16 protein-coding genes are annotated in these 21,934 nt (G+C 58.7%); 3 read left to right on the forward strand and 13 right to left on the reverse strand.

All coding sequences use genetic code 11. The features are described from left to right. Positions 1-19 precede the first annotated feature (19 nt). Positions 20-910: a LysR substrate-binding domain-containing protein gene (locus NOR97_RS19375; protein ID WP_257601113.1), complete on the forward strand. Its 891-nt coding sequence runs from the start codon at positions 20-22 to the stop codon at positions 908-910. Here the strand turns inward: NOR97_RS19375 and NOR97_RS19380 are convergent. Genes NOR97_RS19380 through NOR97_RS19390 form a run of 3 tightly spaced genes read right to left on the reverse strand, consistent with a single transcriptional unit; the run spans position 883 to position 3,268 of the window. Beyond that, the gene (locus tag NOR97_RS19380; protein WP_374041631.1) at positions 883-1,971 is read right to left on the reverse strand and encodes a helix-turn-helix domain-containing protein; all 1,089 of its coding nucleotides are present in this window, start codon (positions 1,969-1,971) and stop codon (positions 883-885) included. The two genes, NOR97_RS19375 and NOR97_RS19380, sit on opposite strands and share 28 nt — an antisense overlap. Before the next feature lie 38 nt (positions 1,972-2,009). Then, positions 2,010-2,747 (reverse strand): hypothetical protein, encoded by a 738-nt coding sequence (locus tag NOR97_RS19385; protein WP_257601115.1) that lies wholly within the window; start codon positions 2,745-2,747, stop codon positions 2,010-2,012. Then, the gene (locus NOR97_RS19390; RefSeq protein ID WP_254440007.1) at positions 2,744-3,268 is read right to left on the reverse strand and encodes an RNA polymerase sigma factor; all 525 of its coding nucleotides are present in this window, start codon (positions 3,266-3,268) and stop codon (positions 2,744-2,746) included. The genes NOR97_RS19385 and NOR97_RS19390 overlap by 4 nt, the downstream gene beginning before the upstream one ends. 96 nt (positions 3,269-3,364) lie before the next feature. Here NOR97_RS19390 and NOR97_RS19395 point away from each other — a divergent pair, with 96 nt between their 5' ends. Together NOR97_RS19395 and NOR97_RS19400 are read left to right on the forward strand one after the other, a co-directional pair. Continuing rightward, positions 3,365-4,303 (forward strand): cytochrome c family protein, encoded by a 939-nt coding sequence (locus NOR97_RS19395; protein ID WP_170345197.1) that lies wholly within the window; start codon positions 3,365-3,367, stop codon positions 4,301-4,303. A 446-nt stretch (positions 4,304-4,749) separates the two neighbouring features. Then, positions 4,750-6,534, forward strand: coding sequence for an ABC transporter ATP-binding protein (locus NOR97_RS19400; protein ID WP_257601117.1), 1,785 nt, complete (start codon positions 4,750-4,752; stop codon positions 6,532-6,534). Between the two features lie 308 nt (positions 6,535-6,842). Here NOR97_RS19400 and NOR97_RS19405 read toward each other — a convergent pair whose 3' ends face one another. The 10 genes from NOR97_RS19405 to NOR97_RS19450 all read right to left on the reverse strand — a co-directional run bounded on the left by NOR97_RS19405 (position 6,843) and on the right by NOR97_RS19450 (position 21,932). Beyond that, a complete protein-coding gene (locus NOR97_RS19405) occupies positions 6,843-7,796 on the reverse strand; it encodes an ABC transporter ATP-binding protein (RefSeq protein ID WP_257601118.1) in 954 nt (317 codons plus the stop codon). Next, a complete protein-coding gene (locus tag NOR97_RS19410) occupies positions 7,793-8,770 on the reverse strand; it encodes an ABC transporter ATP-binding protein (RefSeq protein WP_257601119.1) in 978 nt (325 codons plus the stop codon). The genes NOR97_RS19405 and NOR97_RS19410 overlap by 4 nt, the downstream gene beginning before the upstream one ends. A gap of 4 nt (positions 8,771-8,774) precedes the next feature. Further along, a complete protein-coding gene (locus NOR97_RS19415) occupies positions 8,775-9,677 on the reverse strand; it encodes an ABC transporter permease subunit (RefSeq protein ID WP_257601120.1) in 903 nt (300 codons plus the stop codon). Further along, complete coding sequence (locus tag NOR97_RS19420; RefSeq protein ID WP_170345192.1) at positions 9,677-10,684, reverse strand: ABC transporter permease subunit; 1,008 nt, start codon at positions 10,682-10,684, stop codon at positions 9,677-9,679. The genes NOR97_RS19415 and NOR97_RS19420 overlap by 1 nt, the downstream gene beginning before the upstream one ends. Further along, complete coding sequence (locus tag NOR97_RS19425; protein WP_257601121.1) at positions 10,684-11,778, reverse strand: Xaa-Pro peptidase family protein; 1,095 nt, start codon at positions 11,776-11,778, stop codon at positions 10,684-10,686. Before NOR97_RS19425 ends, NOR97_RS19420 begins: the two co-directional genes overlap by 1 nt. Positions 11,779-11,846: 68 nt before the next feature. Further along, positions 11,847-13,430 (reverse strand): ABC transporter substrate-binding protein, encoded by a 1,584-nt coding sequence (locus tag NOR97_RS19430; protein ID WP_306980421.1) that lies wholly within the window; start codon positions 13,428-13,430, stop codon positions 11,847-11,849. Positions 13,431-13,728: 298 nt separating this feature from the next. Beyond that, a complete protein-coding gene (locus NOR97_RS19435; RefSeq protein ID WP_257601123.1) occupies positions 13,729-15,786 on the reverse strand; it encodes an adenylate/guanylate cyclase domain-containing protein in 2,058 nt (685 codons plus the stop codon). A 185-nt stretch (positions 15,787-15,971) separates the two neighbouring features. Continuing rightward, positions 15,972-17,948 carry a DEAD/DEAH box helicase gene (locus tag NOR97_RS19440; protein WP_257601124.1) on the reverse strand — a complete coding sequence of 659 codons (1,977 nt, stop codon included), beginning with the start codon at positions 17,946-17,948 and terminating at the stop codon, positions 15,972-15,974. A 388-nt stretch (positions 17,949-18,336) separates the two neighbouring features. Continuing rightward, positions 18,337-20,718, reverse strand: coding sequence for a 1-deoxy-D-xylulose-5-phosphate synthase N-terminal domain-containing protein (locus NOR97_RS19445; protein ID WP_257601126.1), 2,382 nt, complete (start codon positions 20,716-20,718; stop codon positions 18,337-18,339). A 14-nt stretch (positions 20,719-20,732) separates the two neighbouring features. Further along, positions 20,733-21,932: a methionine gamma-lyase gene (locus NOR97_RS19450; RefSeq protein WP_257601127.1), complete on the reverse strand. Its 1,200-nt coding sequence runs from the start codon at positions 21,930-21,932 to the stop codon at positions 20,733-20,735. Between the last annotated feature and the right edge of the window lie 2 nt (positions 21,933-21,934).

A 21,934-nucleotide genomic window follows, 5' to 3' on the forward strand; every position in this document is an offset into this window, starting at 1 on the left:
TTCTGCTTAGCCTGTCGGAATGAACACCCGCGTCCCTTCCCTCAACTGGCTGCGCGTATTCGAGGCTGCGGCCCGCACCGAAAGTTTTGCCCGCGCCGCGACCCAGTTGAACATGACGCCGGCCGCCGTCAGCCAGCAGGTCAAGGCGCTGGAGACAAGACTGGGCACACCCTTGTTTCACCGTCACGCGCATGCGGTCACTTTGACCGAGACCGGGCGCGCCTATCTGCCGTCGGTGCAGCAATCCTTGCTCATGCTGGAAACGGCAACCGCCGGACTGTTCGGTGAAACCCGCGAGCAAAGGCTTTACGTGCAGTCGGTGCTGCTGTTTGCGCATGGCATTCTGGCCGGGGGTGTTCCCGGTTTTCAGGCGGCGCATCCTCAGATCAACCTTTCGCTTTCGACCGGCAATGTCATGTCGGATTTTGCCAATCGGTTCACTGACCTTCAGATCGTGTTCGGAAACCCCGCGCTGTTCGGCTCGGAAAGTGACGAGTTGATGCGCGAACATCTCTATCCCATTGCCCCACCCGAGATTGCTGCCCGGATCGAGACGGCAAAGGACTTGTTCGACTTCACCTTGATCGAAGTTTCGACCCATCGGGCAAGCTGGCCGCATTGGTTCGAACACCAGCGGCTGCCAGCAGGCCAGGCACGGTATTTTTTTGCCGACAATTCGGTGATGGCGGCCGAGCTCTGCGCCAGCGGATGCGGCATTGCCTTGGCGCGCGCGCCCGCGTCAGATCGCATTATGAAACTGTCGGGTTTGGTCGCCTGCCTGCCGGACTTCTCCTGCCCGGGGCAGGAAGCCTATCATCTGGTCTATCCCTCCCGCACGGCGCTGCGCCCGGCCGCGCGTACGTTTCGCGATTGGCTGATCGATTACAGCGCCGCCGTCCAGACGCGGTAACGCCCCTGCCCGGTGACCTCGCGAACCAGACCCCGCTGCGCGAACAGGTCGAAATTGCGCTGTACCGCCGCGCGGGAAGCCTTGGTCAGGTCTTCTGCCAAGGGGGCGGATACCATGGGCCAGGCCGTCAATGCACTGATCAGGCGCGGTGGGGTGCGGCCGCTCAGATCCTGCGTGACGTCTTTGGCTTTCGCCTCCCACGCGCTGATCCGGTCCAGGTGCAACAACGCCGCAAGGGCAGCCTGTCCTGCGCCGCCGATCCATGCGCTCAGTTTTTCCGCCGGATCCCCCGAGCCGCGCAGCGCACGCGGCCCGGACAAGGCCAAGGGCATGAACTGCGCACCGCCACGCCCCATGGAGGCCGCATGCCGCGCGGCTATGACGGCTGCTTCCGTGTCCTGCCCGATGCCTTGTGACACCGCCCGCCACGCGTGAAACGCAATTGCCGACTGCGTCACGGGATGCAACCCTTCGGCGTTTTGCATGACCTCGGCCAGATCAATGATGGATTCCGGGGTCGCGTCGGCCCCCTGAGCCAGTCGGTCGAGAAACGCGGTCAGCCCCCGTTCCCAACCGCCGGCAGCAGGCGGCGCGCCCGAACTCAGGCGTCGCACGGCCCATCCGGCCCGGAACAGGGCCTGCACGTCATCATGAGTCGCGCCGATCCGCAAACCGGTCCACAAAGCCAATCGATCCACGCTGATCCGGTCTCCGGTCCACCACCCCAGATCGGACGTCTCCATCAATGCCAAGCGATGCGTCCAGCCTTCGGGGCCCGCTCGCAACCGTTCATCCAGCGCGCCAAAAGTCAGGGCCAGATCCGCAAGTTCCGCAGAAAGGTCGGACTGCGCGGCCCGCCAATCGCGCGGGTCGAACAGCAGGCGCTGTTCGCGTCGCGGCCCGGGCAGGAAGAAACCCTCGTCTTCCTCGACTTCATCCGGCGGCAAGAACCACAGGTCATCCTCTTCGGACGGATCGCCGTCATAGATGCTGGCGGGGCCAAGATCTTCGGCCTCGTCTTCAGGAAGGGGCAAGGGTTTCTTCGACGTCATACCCCGCATTCTTCGGGCATTCCCGTTGGTTCACAAGGGGTATTCCGTCAGCCCGCAAAGGTTCGGGTCAGAACATCCAGTTCGCTACTCAAATCGGTCTGCGGAGAGCTGCCCAACAGCATGTAACCATAGCCATCCTGCGCCCAGGTCGCTGTTGCCAAACCGCTCAGAACGGCCTGTTTGACCTCTGCCTTCGGGGCGTTCGGCCCCTGACGGATAACACAGAAGGCAAAGGGTTGACCCTGCTCATCGGCGAAAACGACCTGAACCAAGGGCTTTCCCTTGAACGAAAGAACCTGTGCTCGCTTCAGCTCCAGCCCAGGCAGGGACTCCAGCGCTTCACGGTTCAAAGACCTGCCAAGTGCTGCCTCGGCCATCGCGAATTGTTTGTCCAGCGATGCCTCGGAACTGTCCAGCGAGACTATCGTCTCGGGCACATAAAGCGACTGATAGATCGCTGCCTGCTGCGCCCAGCCCAGTTCTGCCGGGCGCGTTGCCCAGAACGTCAGCGCGACGGCTGCGACCCCGACGCCCGCGGCCACGGCCAGAAGGCGCAGAAATCCGCCATTGGCGTGATGCGCCACGGGTTCCGGCAAATCGACCTTCGGCGCCTCGGTGGGCAGTTTCTCAAAAACGTCCTGAACGACAGGCGCGAACGGATCCAGCGCCATCAGGCGGCTTTCAAGCTCGGCATCATCCTCAACCGCGGCCTCGATGGCGCGGCTCTGAACCTCATCCAGCGTGCCTTCCAGATACGCCAACAGCGTCTCGTCGGAAAACGTCATTTGCCACTCCGTCGCGCGGCGTCCGCCGCATCAAACTGCATCACGGTTTTCAGTTTCTGCCGGGCATTCGATAGCCGGCTCATGATTGTGCCGATGGGAACGTCCAGCAATGCAGCGGCTTCGCGGTAGCTGTACCCTTCGACGAATACAAGCATGACCGTTTCCCGCTGCGCTTCTGGCAGCTGCATCACTTGAGTAAACACTTCAGCCGCAAAAATATTCGTTTCTGAATCCGGCCCGATTGCGACCAGTTCCGCTTCCGGGGTCACCGACAGCGCCTGTGCCCGCCGGACGGATCGAGACCGCACCTCGTTCAACCAGATTGACCGGCAGATCGTCATCAGCCAACTGTCCAGACGATCATGCGACGTCACTTGATGATGCCGCTCGAGCGCACGCAGGCATGTGGCCTGCACCAGATCGTCCGCCACATCCGATGCCCCCGACAATGCCAGAGCAAACCGCCAGACGCGTCTTGAGTGCATCTGTACGGCGTCACGAACGGCCTGTTCGGAAGTCATCTCGGCACTCATCGAATAAAACGCGACCTGTGTGTGTTTGTCAGTAACGGACCCGGCCCGCAGGGCCAAAACTGACATACACCGCGGAGGAAAGAAATGAAACTTCTGTTGAAGGCAGTCACGTTTGCGTCGGCAATTGTTGCAACACCCATTTGGGCCGCAGGGTGGACACTGGAGCCCGATCGCTCGCATCTGGCCTATGGAACGATCAAGAAAAACGCGGTGGGCGAGGTCAACAGTTTCACCAATCTGAGCGGGCACGTGACCCAGGAGGGCGTGGCCGAAATCGAAATCGATCTGTCCTCGGTCGAGACCAACATAGATATTCGCAACGAAAGGATGATCGAATTTGTTTTCCGCCAAGCACCCACTGCGCGCCTGACGGCCAAATTCGACATGGCAAAGGTTTCAGGGCTGGCCGTGGGTGAAACCACCACTGTGGACGCAGCATCCGTGCTTTCGCTGGCCGGCGCGGACGTTGAGTTTGACGCGGAAATGTTCGTTGCGCGCTTGTCCGAGACGTCAGTGCTTGTTTCAACAAACGACATGGTTTTTCTCAGCACGGAAGACGCCGGTGTCGACGCCGGCGTGGACAAGCTTATGGAATTGGCAAGCCTGCCCGGCATCACCCGAACGGTACCGATTACGGCCCGGCTGATCTTTCACACGGATGAAGAGCAGGCATCGGCGGCATCGGAAGCCACAGAGGTTGTTGCTGCCGCAGCTGTTCAGGGTGACGCTACGGCCGGTAAAAAGGTGTTTCGCAAATGCAGCGCCTGCCACAAATTGAAAGAAGGCAGCCATGGTGTTGGCCCGTCCCTGCACGGTATTCTCGGCACAAGGGCCGGTCAGGCAGAGGGATTCAAGTATTCGACGGCGCTGGAAGGTTCCGGCATCGTCTGGACGCATGAGACCTTGAACGCGTTCCTGTCGGATCCCAAAGGGTATCTTCAGGGCAATCGAATGCAGTTTCGCGGCCTGAAAAAGAACGAGGATATTGTTAACCTTCTCACGTATTTGCAGGAAGAGGGGTGACGGCACCACCCACGAGACTTGGCCGCTGCGCTGAATTTCGATTTCACGCAAACGGGCCGCCGGACAGGATCGGATACGACGCTTGTGCCCGTCCCCTGTCTGGTTTCGGATCAACACCTGTTCACAGTCAGGAAATACTGCCCTCTGTCGGCGGGTTCATGCCGGACACACGACTCGTCTGTGGCCAGGCAGCCCGAATTTTGCGGTTTTTTTTTTATTGATCCTGCTACGCCACCAACCCTGCCTGCACCTGTACAAAGGGGCAGATCGCGGTTGTCCGTGCGCTTTCCAACTCTTGTCCGATCGTAAACGAGCCATTATTTAGCGGGCGTACAGCTCAGACGGTCGGGATGGGCCGCTCTGCCGCAGCTTGGCATCTGTCCTTTAGGCCCGACAAAATATAGGTTAACTGAGCGTGCGCACAGTTTCACGATTTGGAGAACGCAATGATAAAGCGCGCCTGGAACAAGTGGCGATCAGGCTATATGGGCCGCCTTGTAGGTGAAAGCTTTTACGCGCAAGGCAAGCTGTATGGTATTGCGGTTCTGGCAATGATTGCCGTGGCGGTCACTACGGCCGGCTCCGCATATATGATGGAATACATCGTCGATGCCATGACCAGCCCCGAGTTGCAGGGTTGGGCACATGTCATTGCGCTGGGGGTTGTCCTCCTGTTTCTGGTCAAGGCGGTCGCATCCTATATTCAGGCAATCTACCTTGCCCGCGCAGGCAATCGGATCGTGGCGGAACAGCAGGATAAGGTTTACCGAAAACTGCTCAGACATGGGGTCGCGTTCTTTTCGAACAATGAATCATCGGACCTTCTGATGCGCACCACCCATGGCGCGCAGGCGGCCAGAACCCTGATCGATGTGCTGGTCACCGGGTTTGTGCGCGACTCCCTGACTCTGGTCGGGCTGGTTGCGGTCATGGTGTATCAACAACCCGTTTTGTCCGTCTTGTTCTTTGTCGTAGGTCCGATTGCCCTGTTGGGTGTTCGCTATCTATTGAAGAGCGTGCGCACGATCATGCAGGCCGAGTTCAAGTCGCTGGCGGAAATCATTCGGGTGCTGCAAGAGACCTCGGCAGGGATCAAGGTCATTAAGGTGTTCTCGCTCGAAGACCGGATGATCAACCGTATGGACACGGCCATCCGAAAAGTTGAACAGCGGTCGAATGACATCGCCAAGTTGCAGTCCATTGCCAGCCCTCTCATGGAGTTTCTGGCCGGGCTCGCCGTGGCTGGTGTGCTTGTGGTCAGCACGATGGGCATCGCAGGCACCGAACAACCCAGCGCAGGCCAGTTGATGTCCTTTATCACGGCGTTGCTGATGGCCTATGAACCGGCCAAGCGGCTGTCGAAAATGCGTGTTCAGATCGAAACCTGCATGGTTGGTGTCGGCATGTTGTTTGGCCTGCTGGATCAGGACGACACGATGGTGGAAAGCCCCGAAGCCCATGACCTGATCGAAGGCCCCGGCCAGATCACGCTGCGCGATTTGACTTTCGGCTATCAGGGTGCCGTACCTGTGATCGAAAACATGAATGTCACGTTCGAGGCCGGCAAGACCACGGCGCTCGTCGGTCAGTCCGGCGGTGGCAAGTCTACGTTGTTCGGGCTGATCATGCGGTTCTACGATCCAGATGGGGGCAGCGTCGAGATCGATGGCCAGGATCTGCGCGAGGTCAGCTTTGCGTCCCTGCGAAAAAAAATCTCTTATGTCGGTCAGGATACGTTCCTGTTTTCGACGTCGATCATGGACAACCTGCGCTGCTCGGCCCCTGACGCAACCGAGGAAGAGGTCATTGCTGCCGCCAAAGCCGCACATGCGCACGAGTTCATCATGGAACTGCCGGAAGGGTACGAAACGCAAGTCGGTGAAAACGGAACCTTCCTGTCAGGTGGTCAGAAACAGCGAATTGCGATTGCGCGCGCTATTCTGAGAAAGTCCGAGATCCTGCTTTTGGATGAGGCCACAAGCGCGCTGGACGCTGAATCGGAATCGCTGGTCAAAAAGGCGCTGGACACCCTGACGAAGGATGTGACCGTCGTTGTCATTGCGCACCGGCTGTCAACTGTTCTGGAAGCGGACAAGATTATCGTGGTTCAGGATGGCTCGATCGTGGAACAGGGAAATCTGGACGAGCTGATGAAAAAGAACGGAAGCTTCCGCAACCTGTTCGATCAGCAATTCAAAAAACACGAACCCTCGGCGGAAGTGGCCGAGTAACCCCTGCATTCGGTCTGGCAAGCACCTCCTTTCCATGGGGGGAAACCTGATCGAAAGAGGGGTGGTTTGTCTTGGTTTCGCGCGCCCGCGCAACGAAACCGTCAGGCCCAAGCCGCCCAAGGGATACGGGCCGCTTGGGCCGCATATGGGAAAATGAACGGTCCTGTCTTGCGCGCGGATTCGCAGATGGCGATCTTGGTCGGTCGCCACACAAACATCTGGCTTGGTCGCCCACAAGAAGTTACCGTCGCTTTTGTCGAGGCCGCCCGGCTTGCCACCGCCTCATACCAACACGGAATCCCCCTGCTTTACAAAGGGTACAGACACGCGACCTGATGCGTTTCTCCGGCCAGTTCAGGCATTGTTGCCCTGCACTGATCGGTTGCCAGCCAGCATCGTTGCGCAAAGGCGCAACCTTTAGGAATATTCATTGGCGACGGCAGTTCGCCCTCAAGCTTGATCCGTTCTTTTCGGGCCGTGGGGTCGGCCCGGGGCGTCGTGGACAGCAACGCCTTGGAATAGGGGTGACGCGGCGCGGCGAACAGCTGTTCTTTGGGCGCCTTTTCAACAGCGCGCCCCAGATACATGACGATCACGTCGTCGGCAAAATGCCGAACCACCGAAAGATCGTGCGAAATGAACAGATAGGCGAGGTCAAGCCGTTCCTGCAAATCCACAAGCAGGTTCAGGATCTGCGACTGGATCGAGACGTCCAGTGCCGAAACCGGCTCATCCAGGACCAGGACCCTGGGATTCAACATAAGCGCGCGTGCAATGGCGATCCGCTGACGCTGCCCGCCAGAGAACATATGTGGATAGCGGTCATAATGCTCGGGGCGCAAGCCGACCATCTCGATCATTTCGCGCGCTAGTGTTTCGCGGTCTGCGGCGGACATGTCCGGACGATTGATGATCAGCGGCTCCTGCAAGATCTGGCCGATGCGCTGACGTGGATTCAGCGATCCATACGGATCCTGGAACACGATTTGCACCGTTTCCCGCATCTTGCTCCATTGCGACGGGGTAATGTCGACACCGTCAATCGTCAGCCTTCCCGACGTCGGTTCTTCAATCATCGTGACCAATCGCGCCAGTGTTGACTTGCCACAGCCGGACTCTCCGACGATGGCCAGAGTCTTTCCCGGTTTCAGTTCGAAATCCACCCCCGAAAGGGCTTTCACCGTCGCTGACTTGGACAGCAACCCGCCCTTCACCGTGTAAAACCTGGTCAGATCTTTCGCCTGAACGATGGGGTCGGTCATGCCAATTCTCCGGCCGCGATTTTTTCTACGTGGTGGCAACGTGCCTTGCCGAAGGCTTCGGCATGGGGGGTCGGTGGTATTTCAGCGCAAGTTGCATCAGCAAACCGGCATCGCGGGCTGAACAGGCACCCTGCGGGGCGATCGAATTGGCCCGGCACAACGCCGGGAATCGTCGGGAGGATCTTGGAGGTCGCGCGCTCGGGCAAGGCGCTCAGCAGGGCCGATGTATAGGGATGACGCGGCGTGCGGAACAAATCACGCACGGGCTGCTCTTCGACTTTTTGTCCGGCATATTGCACCTGAACCCGTTCGGCGGTTTCGGCCACCACCCCCATGTCATGGGTGATCAGCACAAGGCCCATATCGTGTTCGTCCCGCAATCGAACCAGCAGGTCGAGTATCTGCGCCTGAATGGTGACGTCCAGCGCAGTGGTGGGTTCGTCTGCAATCAGCAGCTTGGGCTTGCAGGCGATGGCCATCGCGATCATGACGCGCTGGTTCATGCCCCCTGACATCTGGTGTGGAAAGGTGCTCAGGCGGCTTTCCGGGGCCGGGATGCCAACCTGGTCGAACAGCTCAATCGCGCGCTGGTGGCGGTCCTTGCGGTTCAATCCCAGATGGATGCGCAGGGCCTCTTTGATCTGGAATCCCACCGTGAAACAGGGGTTCAGCGACGACATCGGCTCCTGAAAGATCATCGCCATGTCCTTGCCGATGATCCTGCGGCGTTCACGGGCCGAAAGGCCGGCAAGATCGAGCCCCTCAAATCGCATCTCGTCAGCGGTGATCGTCGCGGTCCAGGGCAACAACCCCATCAGCGCCAACATCGACACCGATTTACCCGAGCCGCTTTCACCCACGATGGCCAGCAACTCCCCCTTGTCCACCGACAGATCTACGCCATCCACGGCGCGGAACCTGCCCGAGGCTGTGGCGAATTCAACAGTCAGGTTGCGGATCTGCAAAAGGCTCATGCGATCAGCTCCGTTTCAGTTTCGGGTCCAGCGCATCGCGCAGGCCGTCGCCCATCAGGTTGATGGCAAGTACGGTGACAAGGATTGCCAGACCAGGGAAGGTAACCACCCACCAGGCGCGCAGTATGAATTCGCGCGCTTCGGCCAGCATGGTGCCCCATTCCGGCGTGGGCGGCTGTGCACCCATGCCCAGAAAGCCCAAGGCGGCTGCGTCCAGAATCGCTGTCGAGAAGGACAGTGCCGCTTGTACGATGATGGGTGCCAGGCAATTGGGCAGCACGGTGATGAACATCAGTCGTGACCGGCCAGCACCGGCCACGCGCGCCGAAGTGACATAGTCTTTCTGGCGTTCCGCCAGAACCGATGCGCGGGTCAGGCGCACGTAGTGGGGCTGGAAAACGATGGCGATGGCAATCATCGCGTTGGTCAGCGACGGGCCAAGGATGGCCACCAGCACCAGTGCCAACAGCAGCGACGGAAAGGCCAGAACGATATCCATCACCCGCATGATCAGCGTATCGACCCATTTGGGGGCAAAGCCCGACAGCAGGCCAATCATCACGCCGCCCGACACGGCCACACAGACGACGACGATTCCGACAAAAAAGGAATAGCGCGAGCCCATGATCAGGCGCGACAGCATGTCCCGACCCAGCGGATCGGTACCCAACGGGAAAGCCCAGCTTCCGCCCTCCTGCCATGCAGGCGGTTGCAGGATATGGTCGCGGAACTGTTCCGTCGGGTCGTAAGGGGCCAGAAGGGGCGCAAAAGTGGCGCAGAATACAAAGGCGGCAAAAACCCACAGCCCGATGACAGCACCGCGGTTTTCGCTGAAGTAGTACCAGAACTCGCGCAGGGCGCTGGGGCGGTCTTCCGTTTTGGGCGGGGTTGCGGATAGTTCGGCCATTACCGCCTCCGAATTTTGGGGTTGATGATGCCGTAAAGGACATCGACCAGCAGGTTCACCAGCATCACGATCACCGCGATCATCAGCAATCCGCCCTGAACAACCGGGTAATCTCGGCGGAAAATGCTGTCGACCATCCACTTGCCTATGCCCGGCCAGCTGAAGATGGTTTCGGTCAAGATGGCTCCTGCCAGCAACGTGCCCACCGACAGGCCGATCACCGTGACAACCGGAATCAGCGCGTTACGCAGCGCGTGCACCCCGTTGATCCGCGTTGGCGACAAACCCTTGGCACGCGCGGTGCGGATGTAGTCTTCGCCCAGAACTTCCAGCATCGCCGACCGGGTCTGGCGTGCGATGACCGCCAGCGGAATCGTTCCCAGCACAATCGTCGGCAGGATCAGATGGCGCACGGCTGATCCGAATGCTCCTTCCTGACCCGACAACAGGCTGTCGATCAGCATGAAGCCGGTGACGCTGGGAAAGTAATACAACAGGTCGATCCGTCCCGAGACCGGCGTCCAGCCCAGATTGCCCGAGAATATGATGATCAACAGCAGCGCCCACCAGAAGATGGGCATCGAGTACCCGACCAGCGCCGAGGACATCAGCGCCCGGTCAAAGAACTTCCCTCGGTTCACCGCCGCGATCACACCTGCGGGCAGACCCAGCGCAATGGCAAAGATCATGGCGCACAGGGACAACTCCAGCGTTGCGGGAAACAGCGAAAAGAACTCGTCCCACACAGGTTTCCTGGTGACAAAGCTTTCGCCCAGATCACCTTGAAGCACTCCGGTGAGGTAATCCCAATACTGCTGCAACACCGGTTTGTCGAAACCCAGCTTTTCGACCATTTCCTGATAACGTTCTTCCGTCATGCCGCGTTCACCGGCCATCACGATGATCGGATCGCCGGGCAGCACCCGGATGAACATGAACGAAATCAGCGTCACGCCCAAGAATGTCGGAACAAACAGGCCAAGACGGGTGAGGAAATAGCCAAGCATCAGCGACCTATGATCGTAAGTTCTTTGGGAAAGCGGGTCAGCGACCGACAGCCATCCCCGGTGACAAGAACGTCATCTTCGATGCGAACGCCGAACTTGTCCGATTCATACAGACCGGGTTCGTTGGTCCAGACCATGCCCGGCAGGATTATCTGACTGTTACCACGCATGATATACGGCGCCTCATGCACATCCCGGCCCAGACCGTGACCTGTCTTGGTCCGGATACGATCAACAAAAGGCGAGGCCTCAAGCACGCTTGTCACCGCGTCGTCGATGTCATGTGCCGTCACGCCGGGGCGGCAGGCTTCAAACCCGGCTTTGTTGGCGCGCAAAACCGTGTCGTAGACATCCCTGCCTTCGTCCGGGACGTCCTGAACGAAAAAAGTTCGCGTGATGTCGGCCGCAAAGCCATGTTTTCGAGCGCCAAAGTCGAACAACAGCGCGTCGCCTGCTCTGATCCGGTAGTCGGCGCGCGCCTTTCCGTGCGGTCGCGCTGAATTGTCCCCCGCAGCCACGATGGGGGAAAAGGCCAGCGACTCCGCTCCTTCTGCGAAGAGGGCCTGTATCAGCGCCTGCTCGACCTGTTTTTCGGTCTGACCTGCACGTACGTCAGCAATCACACGCTCCAACGCGCGTTCCGAGATATCGATGGCCGCTTGCAACGCGGCGATATCGTCGTCAGTTTTGATGGCACGAAGGCCCGAGATTTCGCGTTCACCGTCCACAATCCGCAGATCCGGAATTGCGCGGGTAAACGCCGCAGACACGAAAACCCGCATCACCTGACCTTCGACAGCCAGCGATTTGATCGGAATATGTTCTGCCAGCGCGGAAAAGGCGCCGTCATAGCCGGTCTGATCGCGCCAGTCGAACACGGCACCTTCAAATCCGACCAGATCCCATGAAGCGAGCTCCAGGTTGGGCACGATCGCCGCCGGGTCCCCTTGGGCCGGAATCACCACGACAAAAGGGCGTTCGTGGCTCATGAAGGTTTTGCCCAATGCGCGGGTGAAATTCGGACCGGGCACCAGGGCCACTGCGTCCACTGACATATCCATTGCCAATTTGCGGTATTCGGACAAATCCGGCATTCAGCCCGACCTCCTCAATAAGAAAGCCGGAGCCACCAATCTGGCGGCTCCGGTTTGTGAGTGGTGGTTTATTCGACGCTCACACCATAGAAGATGTGACCGCCCAGCGGGTGCACTTTGTAGCCTTGCACCTTGTTGCTCATCGGCATGTAAACGACCGAATGCGCGATGGTCGCCCACGGAGCCTGCTCTTTGAACACGACCTGCGCTTCTTCATACAGTTTGGTTCGCTCGGCCTGATCCGTGCTTTGCTTGGCTTTCAGGATCAGGTCTTCGAAGGGCTGATGACACCATTGTGCGCGGTTCGATGCTTCGACCCCGTCACAGCCCAGCAAAACCGCCAGGAAGTTGTCCGGGTCACCGTTATCCCCGGTCCAGCCCAGCAGAACGGCACCGTCCCGGTTCAACTCTTTCGAGCGAGACAGGTATTCACCCCATTCGTACGAGACGATTTCGACGCCCACACCGATCTTGGCGAAATCCGCCTGGATCAACTCGGCCATACGACGGGCATTGGGGTTGTAGGGGCGCTGGACGGGCATGGCCCAGATTTTCATCGACAGGTCCGAAACACCTTCGGCCTCGAGCATCGCCTTGGCCGCTTCGGGATCATAGGGATCGTCCACGATGGCGTCATTGTAACCCCACATGGTAGGCGGGATCGGGTTCTTGGCCACCTGACCCGAGCCCTGGAAGACCACGTCGATGATCGCCTGCTTGTCGATCGCCATGTTCAGCGCTTTGCGCACCTTCGGATTGTCGAATGGCGCCATGGTGGTGTTGTAGGCCAGATAACCAACGTTCAGGCCCTCTTGTTCCAGCATGTTGATGTCCGGATCATCCTTCATGGCCTGAATGTCGGCAGGGTTCGGATAGGGCATCACGTGACATTCGCCGGCTTTCAGCTTTTGGTAGCGCACAGACGCATCCGGTGTGATGGCAAAGATCAGGTTTTCGACCTGCGCCGGGTCTTTCCAATACGCATCATTGGCCGCGTAACGGATCACCGCGTCTTTTTGATAAGCCACGAACGAGAAGGGCCCGGTGCCGATGGGGGCCGTATTCAGTTTTTCCGGCGTTCCGGCCTCCATCATTGCCTCGGCATATTCCGCCGATACGATCGAGGCAAAGTCCATCGCCATATTGGCGACAAACGGCGCTTCGGGCTTGGACAGGGTAAATTTCACCGTGTAGTCGTCGATTTTTTCGATGGACTCGACCAGATCAGGCATCCCCATACCCTGGAAATATTCCCAGGTTCCGCCTGACACTTGATGATAAGGGTGGTTTTCGTCTTTCTGACGCATGAACGAAAAAATCACGTCATCCACGTTGAAGTCGCGGGTCGGCGTGAACGCGTCGTTCGAGTGGAACTTGACACCCTGGCGCAACTTGAAAGTGTATTCCAGACCATCATCGCTGGCCTCGACACTTTCGGCCAGGCCGGGGACCACATTGGTCGTGCCCGTTTCAAATTCAAGCAACCGATTGTAGATCGGATGTGAAGAGGCATCAAAAGTCGTCCCTGCAGTGTACAGCGCAGGATCGAAGCCTTCAGGCGACCCTTCGGAACAATATACAAGTGTATTTGCCTGCGCCACGGCACCCGTCAGGGCGATCGCAGTGGTTGCGGCCAGAAGTTTGAGTTTCATGATTTTCTCCCAGAAAAGGACTTTAAAAGACAATCGCATGGCTCTTTGTCGTCAGAGCATTCAGTGACAGCACAGGTCGTCGCGATCCCTCTGCCCAATGTATCCAAAATACAAAATCTAAAGTCAACAGTGTCTTTCTGCGGATGTCTCTTACAACCGTTTCTGCCTTTGCACCCTGATTTCAGGGTCTCATTCTCATCTTCGCCGCGAAAACGATACGACGCCCCGAAACGCTCTGCCGCGCACTCAGACCTTTCTGTTCATGGGTGCGGATTGCATGCTCTCATGGCCTGTACCCTCACGTCTTGTCCGTATGCGTGACCGCACGCCAATCCCGTGAGGGAGGGTTGGTCAAAAGTTTCGTTGCGCGCAACTTCATGACCACGGACACAGGATCCCCGCCCCGCATTTTGTCCGCGGCTTCAAACGCAGCTATCGCCTGCTCGAACCGGCCGGAACGATAATGCGCAAGACCTTGTTCGTATGTCTCGATCCAATCAAATGATCCCTCAAAACTGTCGACCATCGCAATCAGCTCATAGACCACCAGTTCCTCGGTCCGGCCAAAGACCGCAAGCGTGTCCAGCTCTCGCACGACAATTGCGTCGGCGGCTTCGCGCCGGGTCTCGGGGCCGATCAGAATGCGCGTGCCATACTCCTTGTTGGCCCCCTCCAATCGGCTGGCCACATTCACGACGTCGCCGATTGCCGTATAGTTCAACCGCTGCTCTGACCCAATGTTGCCAACCAGAGCTTCCCCACTGTTCAACCCGATCCTGACACGCAGGGAATTTCCGGCCTCGTCCTCGATGCCCGCATCTTCCACGGTCGCGACAAGATCCAGTGCCGCGCGGCAGGCATTCTCGGCATGGAGCGCATCCTTGCGCGGTGCCCCCCAGATCGCCATGACCGCGTCACCCATGAATTTGTCGATCGTCCCGTCATGGCGCGCGACGGCTGCTGCGGCCGCAGAGAAAAAAGGCTCCATCAACTGGATGATCTTGGGGCCCAGTTTTTCCGACAACCCGGTGAATCCGGTCACATCGCAAAACAACACGGAGACGTGTTTTATGTCACCGCCCGGCTGTGTCTTGATACCCTCGGCGACCAGCATCTTCACAAGATCGGTCGGCACGTATTTTCGGAACGCGGACAACCCTGCGGCCATGCTGGCAGTGGCTGCTGACAGATTGGCCAGCTCGGACAGGTTGGAAGGCCTGCGTGAAATGTGTTCGACATCAAAGCGTTCGATTTTGCTCAGGTCTTCTGCGATGCGCGCCAATGGGTTGGCCACAATTCTACGGATCAACCAGATCGCCAGAGCGGTCGAGACGATCACGACCCCAATCAGGATATAGATCAGGTCTATCAAGGTTGCATTGATACCCGACAAGAAGGCCGATTCCGGAATGACCGTAGCGACGCGCCACCCGTAAAAACCCAAAGGCGTCAGGGCCACCGCATAAGGAACGCCATCGATCACCACGCGTTTCGTCGAGTTGCCAGAAGTTTTGCCATCCGGGTCGCCCAACAGTTTTTCCCCCGAGATCTTGGCAACCTCGTACAGCTCACCTTCGCCCATGCGCGCCGGTGTAACTTCATCCGCTTTTGCGTCGGGAACAGCAATTACTTTGCCATCGGCATCCAGAATGAAGGCGGCTCCGAATTCACCGGGCTCGAGCGTCGCCAGAAAGCGTGACAAACGGTCGGTTTCGATTGCGACCGCAAGAACACCCTGCCGTGCCCGGTTGACATCGATCGGCCCCGCAAATGCGTATACGGTCTTGTCACTGCCCGGAAGATCGCGTGCTTCGATCCATCCCATCGAGTTCAGAGACATAAAATTGTTGAACCAGGCATGATCGCGAGGATCATAGGAGGTCGGAACAAAGTTCCTTTCTTCGAACTGAATATCCCCGGGTATGAAAATGTATCGATCGGTCCGCAGGTTCCGGTCGCGGATGTTCTTGTCGATCTCCATCATCTCAAGCCCGCTGTCGCCCAAACGGTGCGACGCGAAAAAATTGCCGTCCGGCCAACCGAAGAAAATCCAGGAAATATTCGGCTGCGCCTGCAACTGGGACAGAAAAACGAACTCTCGCTTATCGGCCTGCCGTGTTGCGATGACATTCTGTACAAAGATCGTGCGCACCGCCGACCATGCGGCTTCGGCGGATCTGAGAGTTGCCCCGACTTCGATGCGGACCGCGTTTGCAATCTGGCTGTTGATCTCAGCGGCAAGCATGCGGCTGTTGTCACGCGCGGTCGTCCACCACAGCGAATGAACAACAAAGGTCGACACGCCGATGGATACGGCGACCAGCATGGATACAGCAATGCCGACACTGAACCGCATGAAAACCCCGAAAAGAATGTCCTGTACCACAGTATTCGGTTGAGATCGCAAGAAGAGCAAAGCTTAGTTTGCTTCAACCCCGAAAAATCACGCAACTGTTAAGCACATGTGTATGCCGCGACAGAAATCCCCAGCACCTGGTCACTTGCCAATGCCCAGCGGACAGACCTTGCCCGTGGCGGAAATCAACTGACCTTGGGTCCGGGTTTGCGACGTTTGGGGACTGCGTTGCCACCTTTGGCGGACTTTGTGGCCGCAGCGCGTGCACGGTTTTTCTTGCTGCTAGGCTTGCCCTTCGGCGGCGGTGGGCCTTTCGGCGCATCACCGTCTGGCTTGGAGCGACCACTCTTTTGCTCTACGCTCCCGGCCTTGCGCTTTTTCGGTTTTGCGCCCGAAGCCTTGAACTTGCTTTTTGTCTCGTCGTCCGACGTTCCGAGGGATTCTGTTGTGCGCACGGTCTTTGCCGACTGGGCCTCGGGCTTGGGCTGGCGGCGAGGGGCTTTCCGCTCAGCCGGAGCGGCATCCCTTTTCTGGCCCGAAGGCCTGCCTTTGAACTTGCGATCAAGACCGGGCCGACCGGTTGACGACAGGTCTGGTGTCTTGTCCAACCTCACAAGGTCCTTGGTTTCTTCTATTTTCATCTCTGGGCCAATGGAGGTCAGAAAGCGGTCGACACTGGCTTTACTGATTTCGAAATAAGTTACGTCCTCTGCAATCCGGATGGCACCGATGTCGTCTTTCGTGAGATTGCCCGCCTTGCAGATCATCGGCAGCATATGACGTGGGGATACATTCTGATTGCGCCCTTCGGACACAGAAAACCAGACGCTGGGCCCAAAAGATGCGCGGGGTTTTGGGGCAGTCTGATCGACCGCCGACAGCTCTTCCGGGGCGGAATGGCGCAGTTTGTATTGCCTGAGATAAGCGGCTGCGATTTGTTCGGGCGTAAAACTCTCTATCAGTTTCTCAACCGACGGGCGTTCGCTTTCCGTGATCTCGACCTGCCAGTCTTCTGACGCCAGCATCCGCGCCTGATCACGCTCGTTCACCTCGTCGGCGGACGGGGCCGATCCCCAATCCGCTGTCAGCTTGGCAAATTTCAGAATGCGCTCTGCCTTTTTTCGCGATGATGGCGCGACGATCAGGGCACTGACGCCCTTGCGCCCGGCGCGACCTGTGCGGCCAGACCGGTGCAGCAGCGTTTCATGGCTGTTGGGCAGCTCGGCATGGACAACCAGATCAAGGTTGGGCAGATCGATTCCGCGGGCCGCAACATCGGTTGCCACGCAGACGCGGGCCCGTCCATCGCGCATGGCCTGCAACGCGTTGGATCGTTCGCTCTGGGTCAGCTCACCGGACAGGGCCACGACTGAAAAGCCCCGGTTTGACAGGCGCGCGGTCAGGCGTGAAACCATCGCGCGGGTGTTGCAGAAAACGATGGCATTGGGGGCCTCGTAATATCGCAGCACATTGATAATAGCGTTTTCACCATCGCGCGGGGCCACCGTCATGGCGCGATACTCGATATCCGCGTGCTGTGTCTGTTCGCCGACCGTGCTCACACGCACCGCGTCGCGCTGATACCGCTTGGCCAGATTGGCAATTGCGCGTGGCACGGTGGCGGAAAACAACAAGGTCTGACGATCTGCGGGAGTTTCATCAAGAATGAACTCAAGATCCTCTCGGAACCCCAGATCCAGCATTTCATCCGCTTCGTCCAGGACAACCGCGCGGATAGCTGTCAGATCGATTGAACCCCGATTGATATGGTCGCGAAGCCGCCCAGGAGTGGCCACAACGATATGGGCGCCTCTGGCCAGCGCGCGACGTTCATCCCGAATGTCCATACCCCCGACGCACGAGGCCAGAAACGCACCTGCCCCGGAATACAACCAGCCAAGTTCCCGCTTCACCTGAAGTGCCAGTTCCCGAGTCGGCGCGACAACCAGCGCCAACGGCGCTTCGGGCTTGCCAAGCGTTTCTTCGTCGCCCAGCACCCTGTGCGCAATCGCAAGACCAAACCCAATGGTCTTCCCTGACCCGGTCTGGGCCGATACCAGCATGTCGCGCCCTTCCAGCTCGGGTTGGGTGACGGCTCGCTGAACCTGGGTCAAAGTATCATAGCCCTTGCGCGCTAGAGCATCTGCAATGGTTTGTTTCACGGTGGTGGTTCTTTGTATCGGCCAGGTGATAGGCGCTGTGCGGAATTGCGATCAGCGGATCATCCAAGGGTAAAGACAGCCCCATACCGGTTGCCATACCCGTTGTATAGACGGGAAAACGGGCATTTTCGCCGAAAAGCTTCCCGCAACGGAACACCCTGACAGGTCAGACCCTGACGGCAACCTCCAGGGCCGGGCCGCATCAAACCTGGGTCGGCGCGGGAACAAAATTCACCATTTTGCCGGCAGATACCTGCCTTTGAACGTCGGAGACCCGCCCCGGACACGCACAATCGCGCCGATCATTTCGATGACGTGGCCGTCGTTGATGCGACATGGGTCAAACCAGAGCCCGAGCGGGTTCGTTCCTGATCTTGTTGACCCAATCTCAAGCCCCTGTCGCCCGAAGAAGTACTCTGCCACGGGTCAAACCATTCACTTTTTCGATGATGGCATCGGCATCAATGCAGTGGTGGCGATAGAGATCACCGATCGTTCCTGTCTGGCCAAAATGTTCGACCCCCATCGGAATGGTCTGATGTCCACGTACAGCGCCCAGCCACGACAATGTTGCAGGATGCCCATCAATCACGGTGACCAGATTGCAATGCCGCGGCAGGCCAGACATCAGGGTTTCGATGTGGGAAAGTGCGGCCGGGTTGCCGCGCGACCGCGCGCGTTGTGCAGCCGTCCAACCGGCATTCAGCCGATCCGCAGACGTCACGGCCAATACGCCGACATCGCGACGGCCTTCACCAATCATGCCAGTGGCCTTGATTGCCTCGGGCGCGACGGCGCCCTGATAGGCGATTACAACTTCGCAATTCGGCCCAGGTTTCCGCAACCAATAGGCGCCGTCTATGGCACCTTGGCGAAACTCGTCATCCACGCGTTTGCCCGGCTGTTCAATCGGGTTGGTCGTCAGACGCAGATAGACGGAACCGCCGGTTTCATCGCGCAGCCATGTGCGCTCGTCCGGTTGTCCTTCACCGTCGCGTTGCAGATAGTCGAAGGCCCATTCCATGATTACCGCCAGTTCATCAGCAAAGGCGGGCTCAAAGGCGGCCAGCCCGTCCTGGCTCATCCCGATCAGGGGGGTACCAACGGATTGATGCGCGCCGCCTTCAGGCGCCAGCGTGACGCCCGACGGCGTACCAACGAGAATGAAGCGTGCATCCTGATAGCAGGCATAGTTCAGCGCATCGAGGCCGCGACTGACAAAGGGATCATATACGGTGCCGATCGGGATCAATCGCTTGCCGAACAGGGAATGCGACAGACCCGCCGCACCCAGAAGCAGCATCAGGTTCATTTCGGCGATCCCAAGCTCGATATGCTGCCCTTCCGGCGTGAATTCCCATTTCGCCGTCGAAGGGATACGGTGTTCGATGAAGGCGTCGGCTTGCGTGGATCGGGCAAACAGCTTGCGCCTGTTCACCCAAGGCCCCAGGTTCGTCGTGCCGGTGACATCCGGAGAGGTTGTCACGATGCGTTCGGCTAACGGGCCATCACCTTTTGACAAATCGTCAAGGATCTTGCCAAACGCCATCTGGGTCGAGATTTCGCGGCTGGTGTCGACCTCGATCCGTGGCACATCCAGCTTGTCATCGAAATAGCGGCGCGGACCCTTGGCAAAGAACGGTGCCTTGGCCAGAAAATCCTTGAATGTGTCTTGGTCCTGCACTGTCGCAAGCGGCTCCCATTCTTCGCCTTCAGGCACGCCCATATGCGACTGCCACGCGGCGAACTGGCTGTTGTTCATCAGCCCGCCGTGATTGTCCTTGTGGCCCGCGATGGGGGTGCCCCATCCTTTGACGGTGTAGGCCAGGAAACAGGTCGGGCGATCGTGATCGATGGCGGCAAATGTTCGGGCCATGGTCTCGACGCAGTTGCCGCCAAGGTTTTCCATCAGCGCAGCCAGCTCCGCATCCGTCCGCCGTTCGATCAGGGCGGTCACATCCCCCTGATCCCCCAGATCGTCCATGAGACGCTGCCGCCAGACCGCCCCACCCATGAAAGTCAACGCCGAGTAGTCCTGGTTGGGGCACGCATCGATCCAGTCGCGCAGGCGATCGCCACCCGGTTCTTCAAAGGCCGCGCGTTGCAGAACCCCATATTTCACGCGCACGACATCCCAACCGAACGCATCGAAGATTTTCTCGATCCGTTCGAACAGCCCTTCACGGACGATACCATCCAGGGATTGCCGGTTGTAGTCTATGATCCACCACGTGTTGCGCAGGTCGTTCTTCCAGCCTTCCTGCAAAGCCTCGTACACATTGCCTTCGTCCAGTTCGGCGTCGCCAACAAGGGCCACCATCCGCCCCATCGGAGCATCCGAGCCCCAGCTTTTGGCCTTGATGTAATCCTGAATGATCGAGGCAAACGAGGTGATCGCGACACCCAATCCCACCGAGCCGGTGGAGAAATCAACGTCGTCGATATCCTTGGTCCGGCTGGGATAGCTCTGCACACCGCCAAAACCACGGAAATTCTCCATCTTCTCGCGCGTTTGATTGCCCATGAGATACTGCATCGCATGAAAAACCGGCGAGGCATGGGGTTTGACTGCTACGCGGTCTTCAGGGCGCAGGGCTGAAAAATAGAGCGCCGTCATGATCGACACCATCGAAGCAGACGATGCCTGATGGCCACCAACCTTGATCCCATCCACCTTTGGCCGGACGTGGTTGGCATGGTGGATCATCCAATGCGACAACCATAGCAGGCGCTGTTCGACGATCTTCAACTGGGTGCGATCAATGTGCATGGCGGTCTCCGGATTCAGGCGGCGCTGCGGGCAGGATAGGGCAGAGCTTGCTCCAGGTCGGCGAGGATATCTTCGACGTCCTCCAACCCAACAGACAGACGGATCAAACCATCGCTGATCCCATGCTCGGCCCGTTCCTCCGGAGTATAGGTCGAATGAGTCATGGATGCGGGGTGCTGGATCAGCGTTTCGGCATCGCCCAAGGACACCGCGCGCTGGATCATGTTGAGGCGGTTCATGAATTCAATCCCACCGGACAGGCCGGACTTGATCTCGAACGCTATCATGGCGCCGGGTTGGGACATTTGCCGCTGTGCGACATCATGCTGGGCAAAGCTTTTCAGCCCGGGGAAACAAACCTCGCCGACGGCGGGATGGGCCTCGAGGAAATCTGCAACGACCCTGGCGGAGGCACAGTGACGATCCAGACGCAGGTTCAGTGTTTTCAGTCCGCGCAGGATCAGCATCGCGTTGAAAGGGGCCATGACCGCACCGGTCATATCCTTCATTCCGACCAGGCGGATTTCGGCAATCTGTTCGGCGGTGCCAACAACCAGACCGGCGACCACATCGCCATGTCCGCCAAGATATTTGGTGGCGGAATGCAGAACGATATCCGCCCCGTGCTCGATCGGGCGGGTCAGATAGGGGCTGGCATAGGTGTTGTCGACGACAACCGTTGCACCGACCGAATGCGCGATCTCGGCGCTGGCGGCAATGTCCACAAGGCGCATGTTCGGGTTGGCCGGAGTTTCGAAATAGACAACGCGGGTTTTGTCAGAAAGCGCCGCTTTCAGGTTCTCGGGGTCCGTCATGTCGACATGGGTGATCGTGACCCCCCATTTCGCCAGACCGTGGCGCATGAAGGCGAAGGTGCAGCCATAGAGTGTTTTGTCCACGATGACTTCGTCCCCTGGCGACAGCAGAGTCCAAAGCACTGCCGTTATCGCCCCCATGCCGCTGGACAAGGCCAGTCCGGCCTCGGCCCCTTCAAGCACCGCAATGCGTTGTTCCAGAAGGTCACATGTGGGGTTCGAAATTCGGCTGTAGATATGACCTGCGCGTTCACCGGCGAACATCTCTCCACCAGCCTCTGCGGATTCGAAGGCAAACGTGGACGTCAAATGCAGCGGTGGGGTAAGGGCGCCGTCATTTTCCAAAGGGTTGTAAGCGTGGTGAATGGCGCGGGTGGCAAATCCGGTTGAACGAGTCATTG

It is taken from the genome of Ruegeria sp. YS9 (assembly GCF_024628725.1).
Taxonomy (GTDB): domain Bacteria; phylum Pseudomonadota; class Alphaproteobacteria; order Rhodobacterales; family Rhodobacteraceae; genus Ruegeria; species Ruegeria atlantica_C.

What these genes read in the sequence shown, in the direction of transcription:
- NOR97_RS19375 (WP_257601113.1), top strand. Translation starts at nt 20, where the DNA reads ATGAACACCCGCGTCCCTTCCCTCAACTGGCTGCGCGTATTCGAGGCT.
- NOR97_RS19380 (WP_374041631.1), bottom strand. Translation starts at nt 1,971, where the DNA reads ATGCGGGGTATGACGTCGAAGAAACCCTTGCCCCTTCCTGAAGACGAG.
- NOR97_RS19385 (WP_257601115.1), bottom strand. Translation starts at nt 2,747, where the DNA reads ATGACGTTTTCCGACGAGACGCTGTTGGCGTATCTGGAAGGCACGCTG.
- NOR97_RS19390 (WP_254440007.1), bottom strand. Translation starts at nt 3,268, where the DNA reads ATGACTTCCGAACAGGCCGTTCGTGACGCCGTACAGATGCACTCAAGA.
- NOR97_RS19395 (WP_170345197.1), top strand. Translation starts at nt 3,365, where the DNA reads ATGAAACTTCTGTTGAAGGCAGTCACGTTTGCGTCGGCAATTGTTGCA.
- NOR97_RS19400 (WP_257601117.1), top strand. Translation starts at nt 4,750, where the DNA reads ATGATAAAGCGCGCCTGGAACAAGTGGCGATCAGGCTATATGGGCCGC.
- NOR97_RS19405 (WP_257601118.1), bottom strand. Translation starts at nt 7,796, where the DNA reads ATGACCGACCCCATCGTTCAGGCGAAAGATCTGACCAGGTTTTACACG.
- NOR97_RS19410 (WP_257601119.1), bottom strand. Translation starts at nt 8,770, where the DNA reads ATGAGCCTTTTGCAGATCCGCAACCTGACTGTTGAATTCGCCACAGCC.
- NOR97_RS19415 (WP_257601120.1), bottom strand. Translation starts at nt 9,677, where the DNA reads ATGGCCGAACTATCCGCAACCCCGCCCAAAACGGAAGACCGCCCCAGC.
- NOR97_RS19420 (WP_170345192.1), bottom strand. Translation starts at nt 10,684, where the DNA reads ATGCTTGGCTATTTCCTCACCCGTCTTGGCCTGTTTGTTCCGACATTC.
- NOR97_RS19425 (WP_257601121.1), bottom strand. Translation starts at nt 11,778, where the DNA reads ATGCCGGATTTGTCCGAATACCGCAAATTGGCAATGGATATGTCAGTG.
- NOR97_RS19430 (WP_306980421.1), bottom strand. Translation starts at nt 13,430, where the DNA reads ATGAAACTCAAACTTCTGGCCGCAACCACTGCGATCGCCCTGACGGGT.
- NOR97_RS19435 (WP_257601123.1), bottom strand. Translation starts at nt 15,786, where the DNA reads ATGCGGTTCAGTGTCGGCATTGCTGTATCCATGCTGGTCGCCGTATCC.
- NOR97_RS19445 (WP_257601126.1), bottom strand. Translation starts at nt 20,718, where the DNA reads ATGCACATTGATCGCACCCAGTTGAAGATCGTCGAACAGCGCCTGCTA.
- NOR97_RS19450 (WP_257601127.1), bottom strand. Translation starts at nt 21,932, where the DNA reads ATGACTCGTTCAACCGGATTTGCCACCCGCGCCATTCACCACGCTTAC.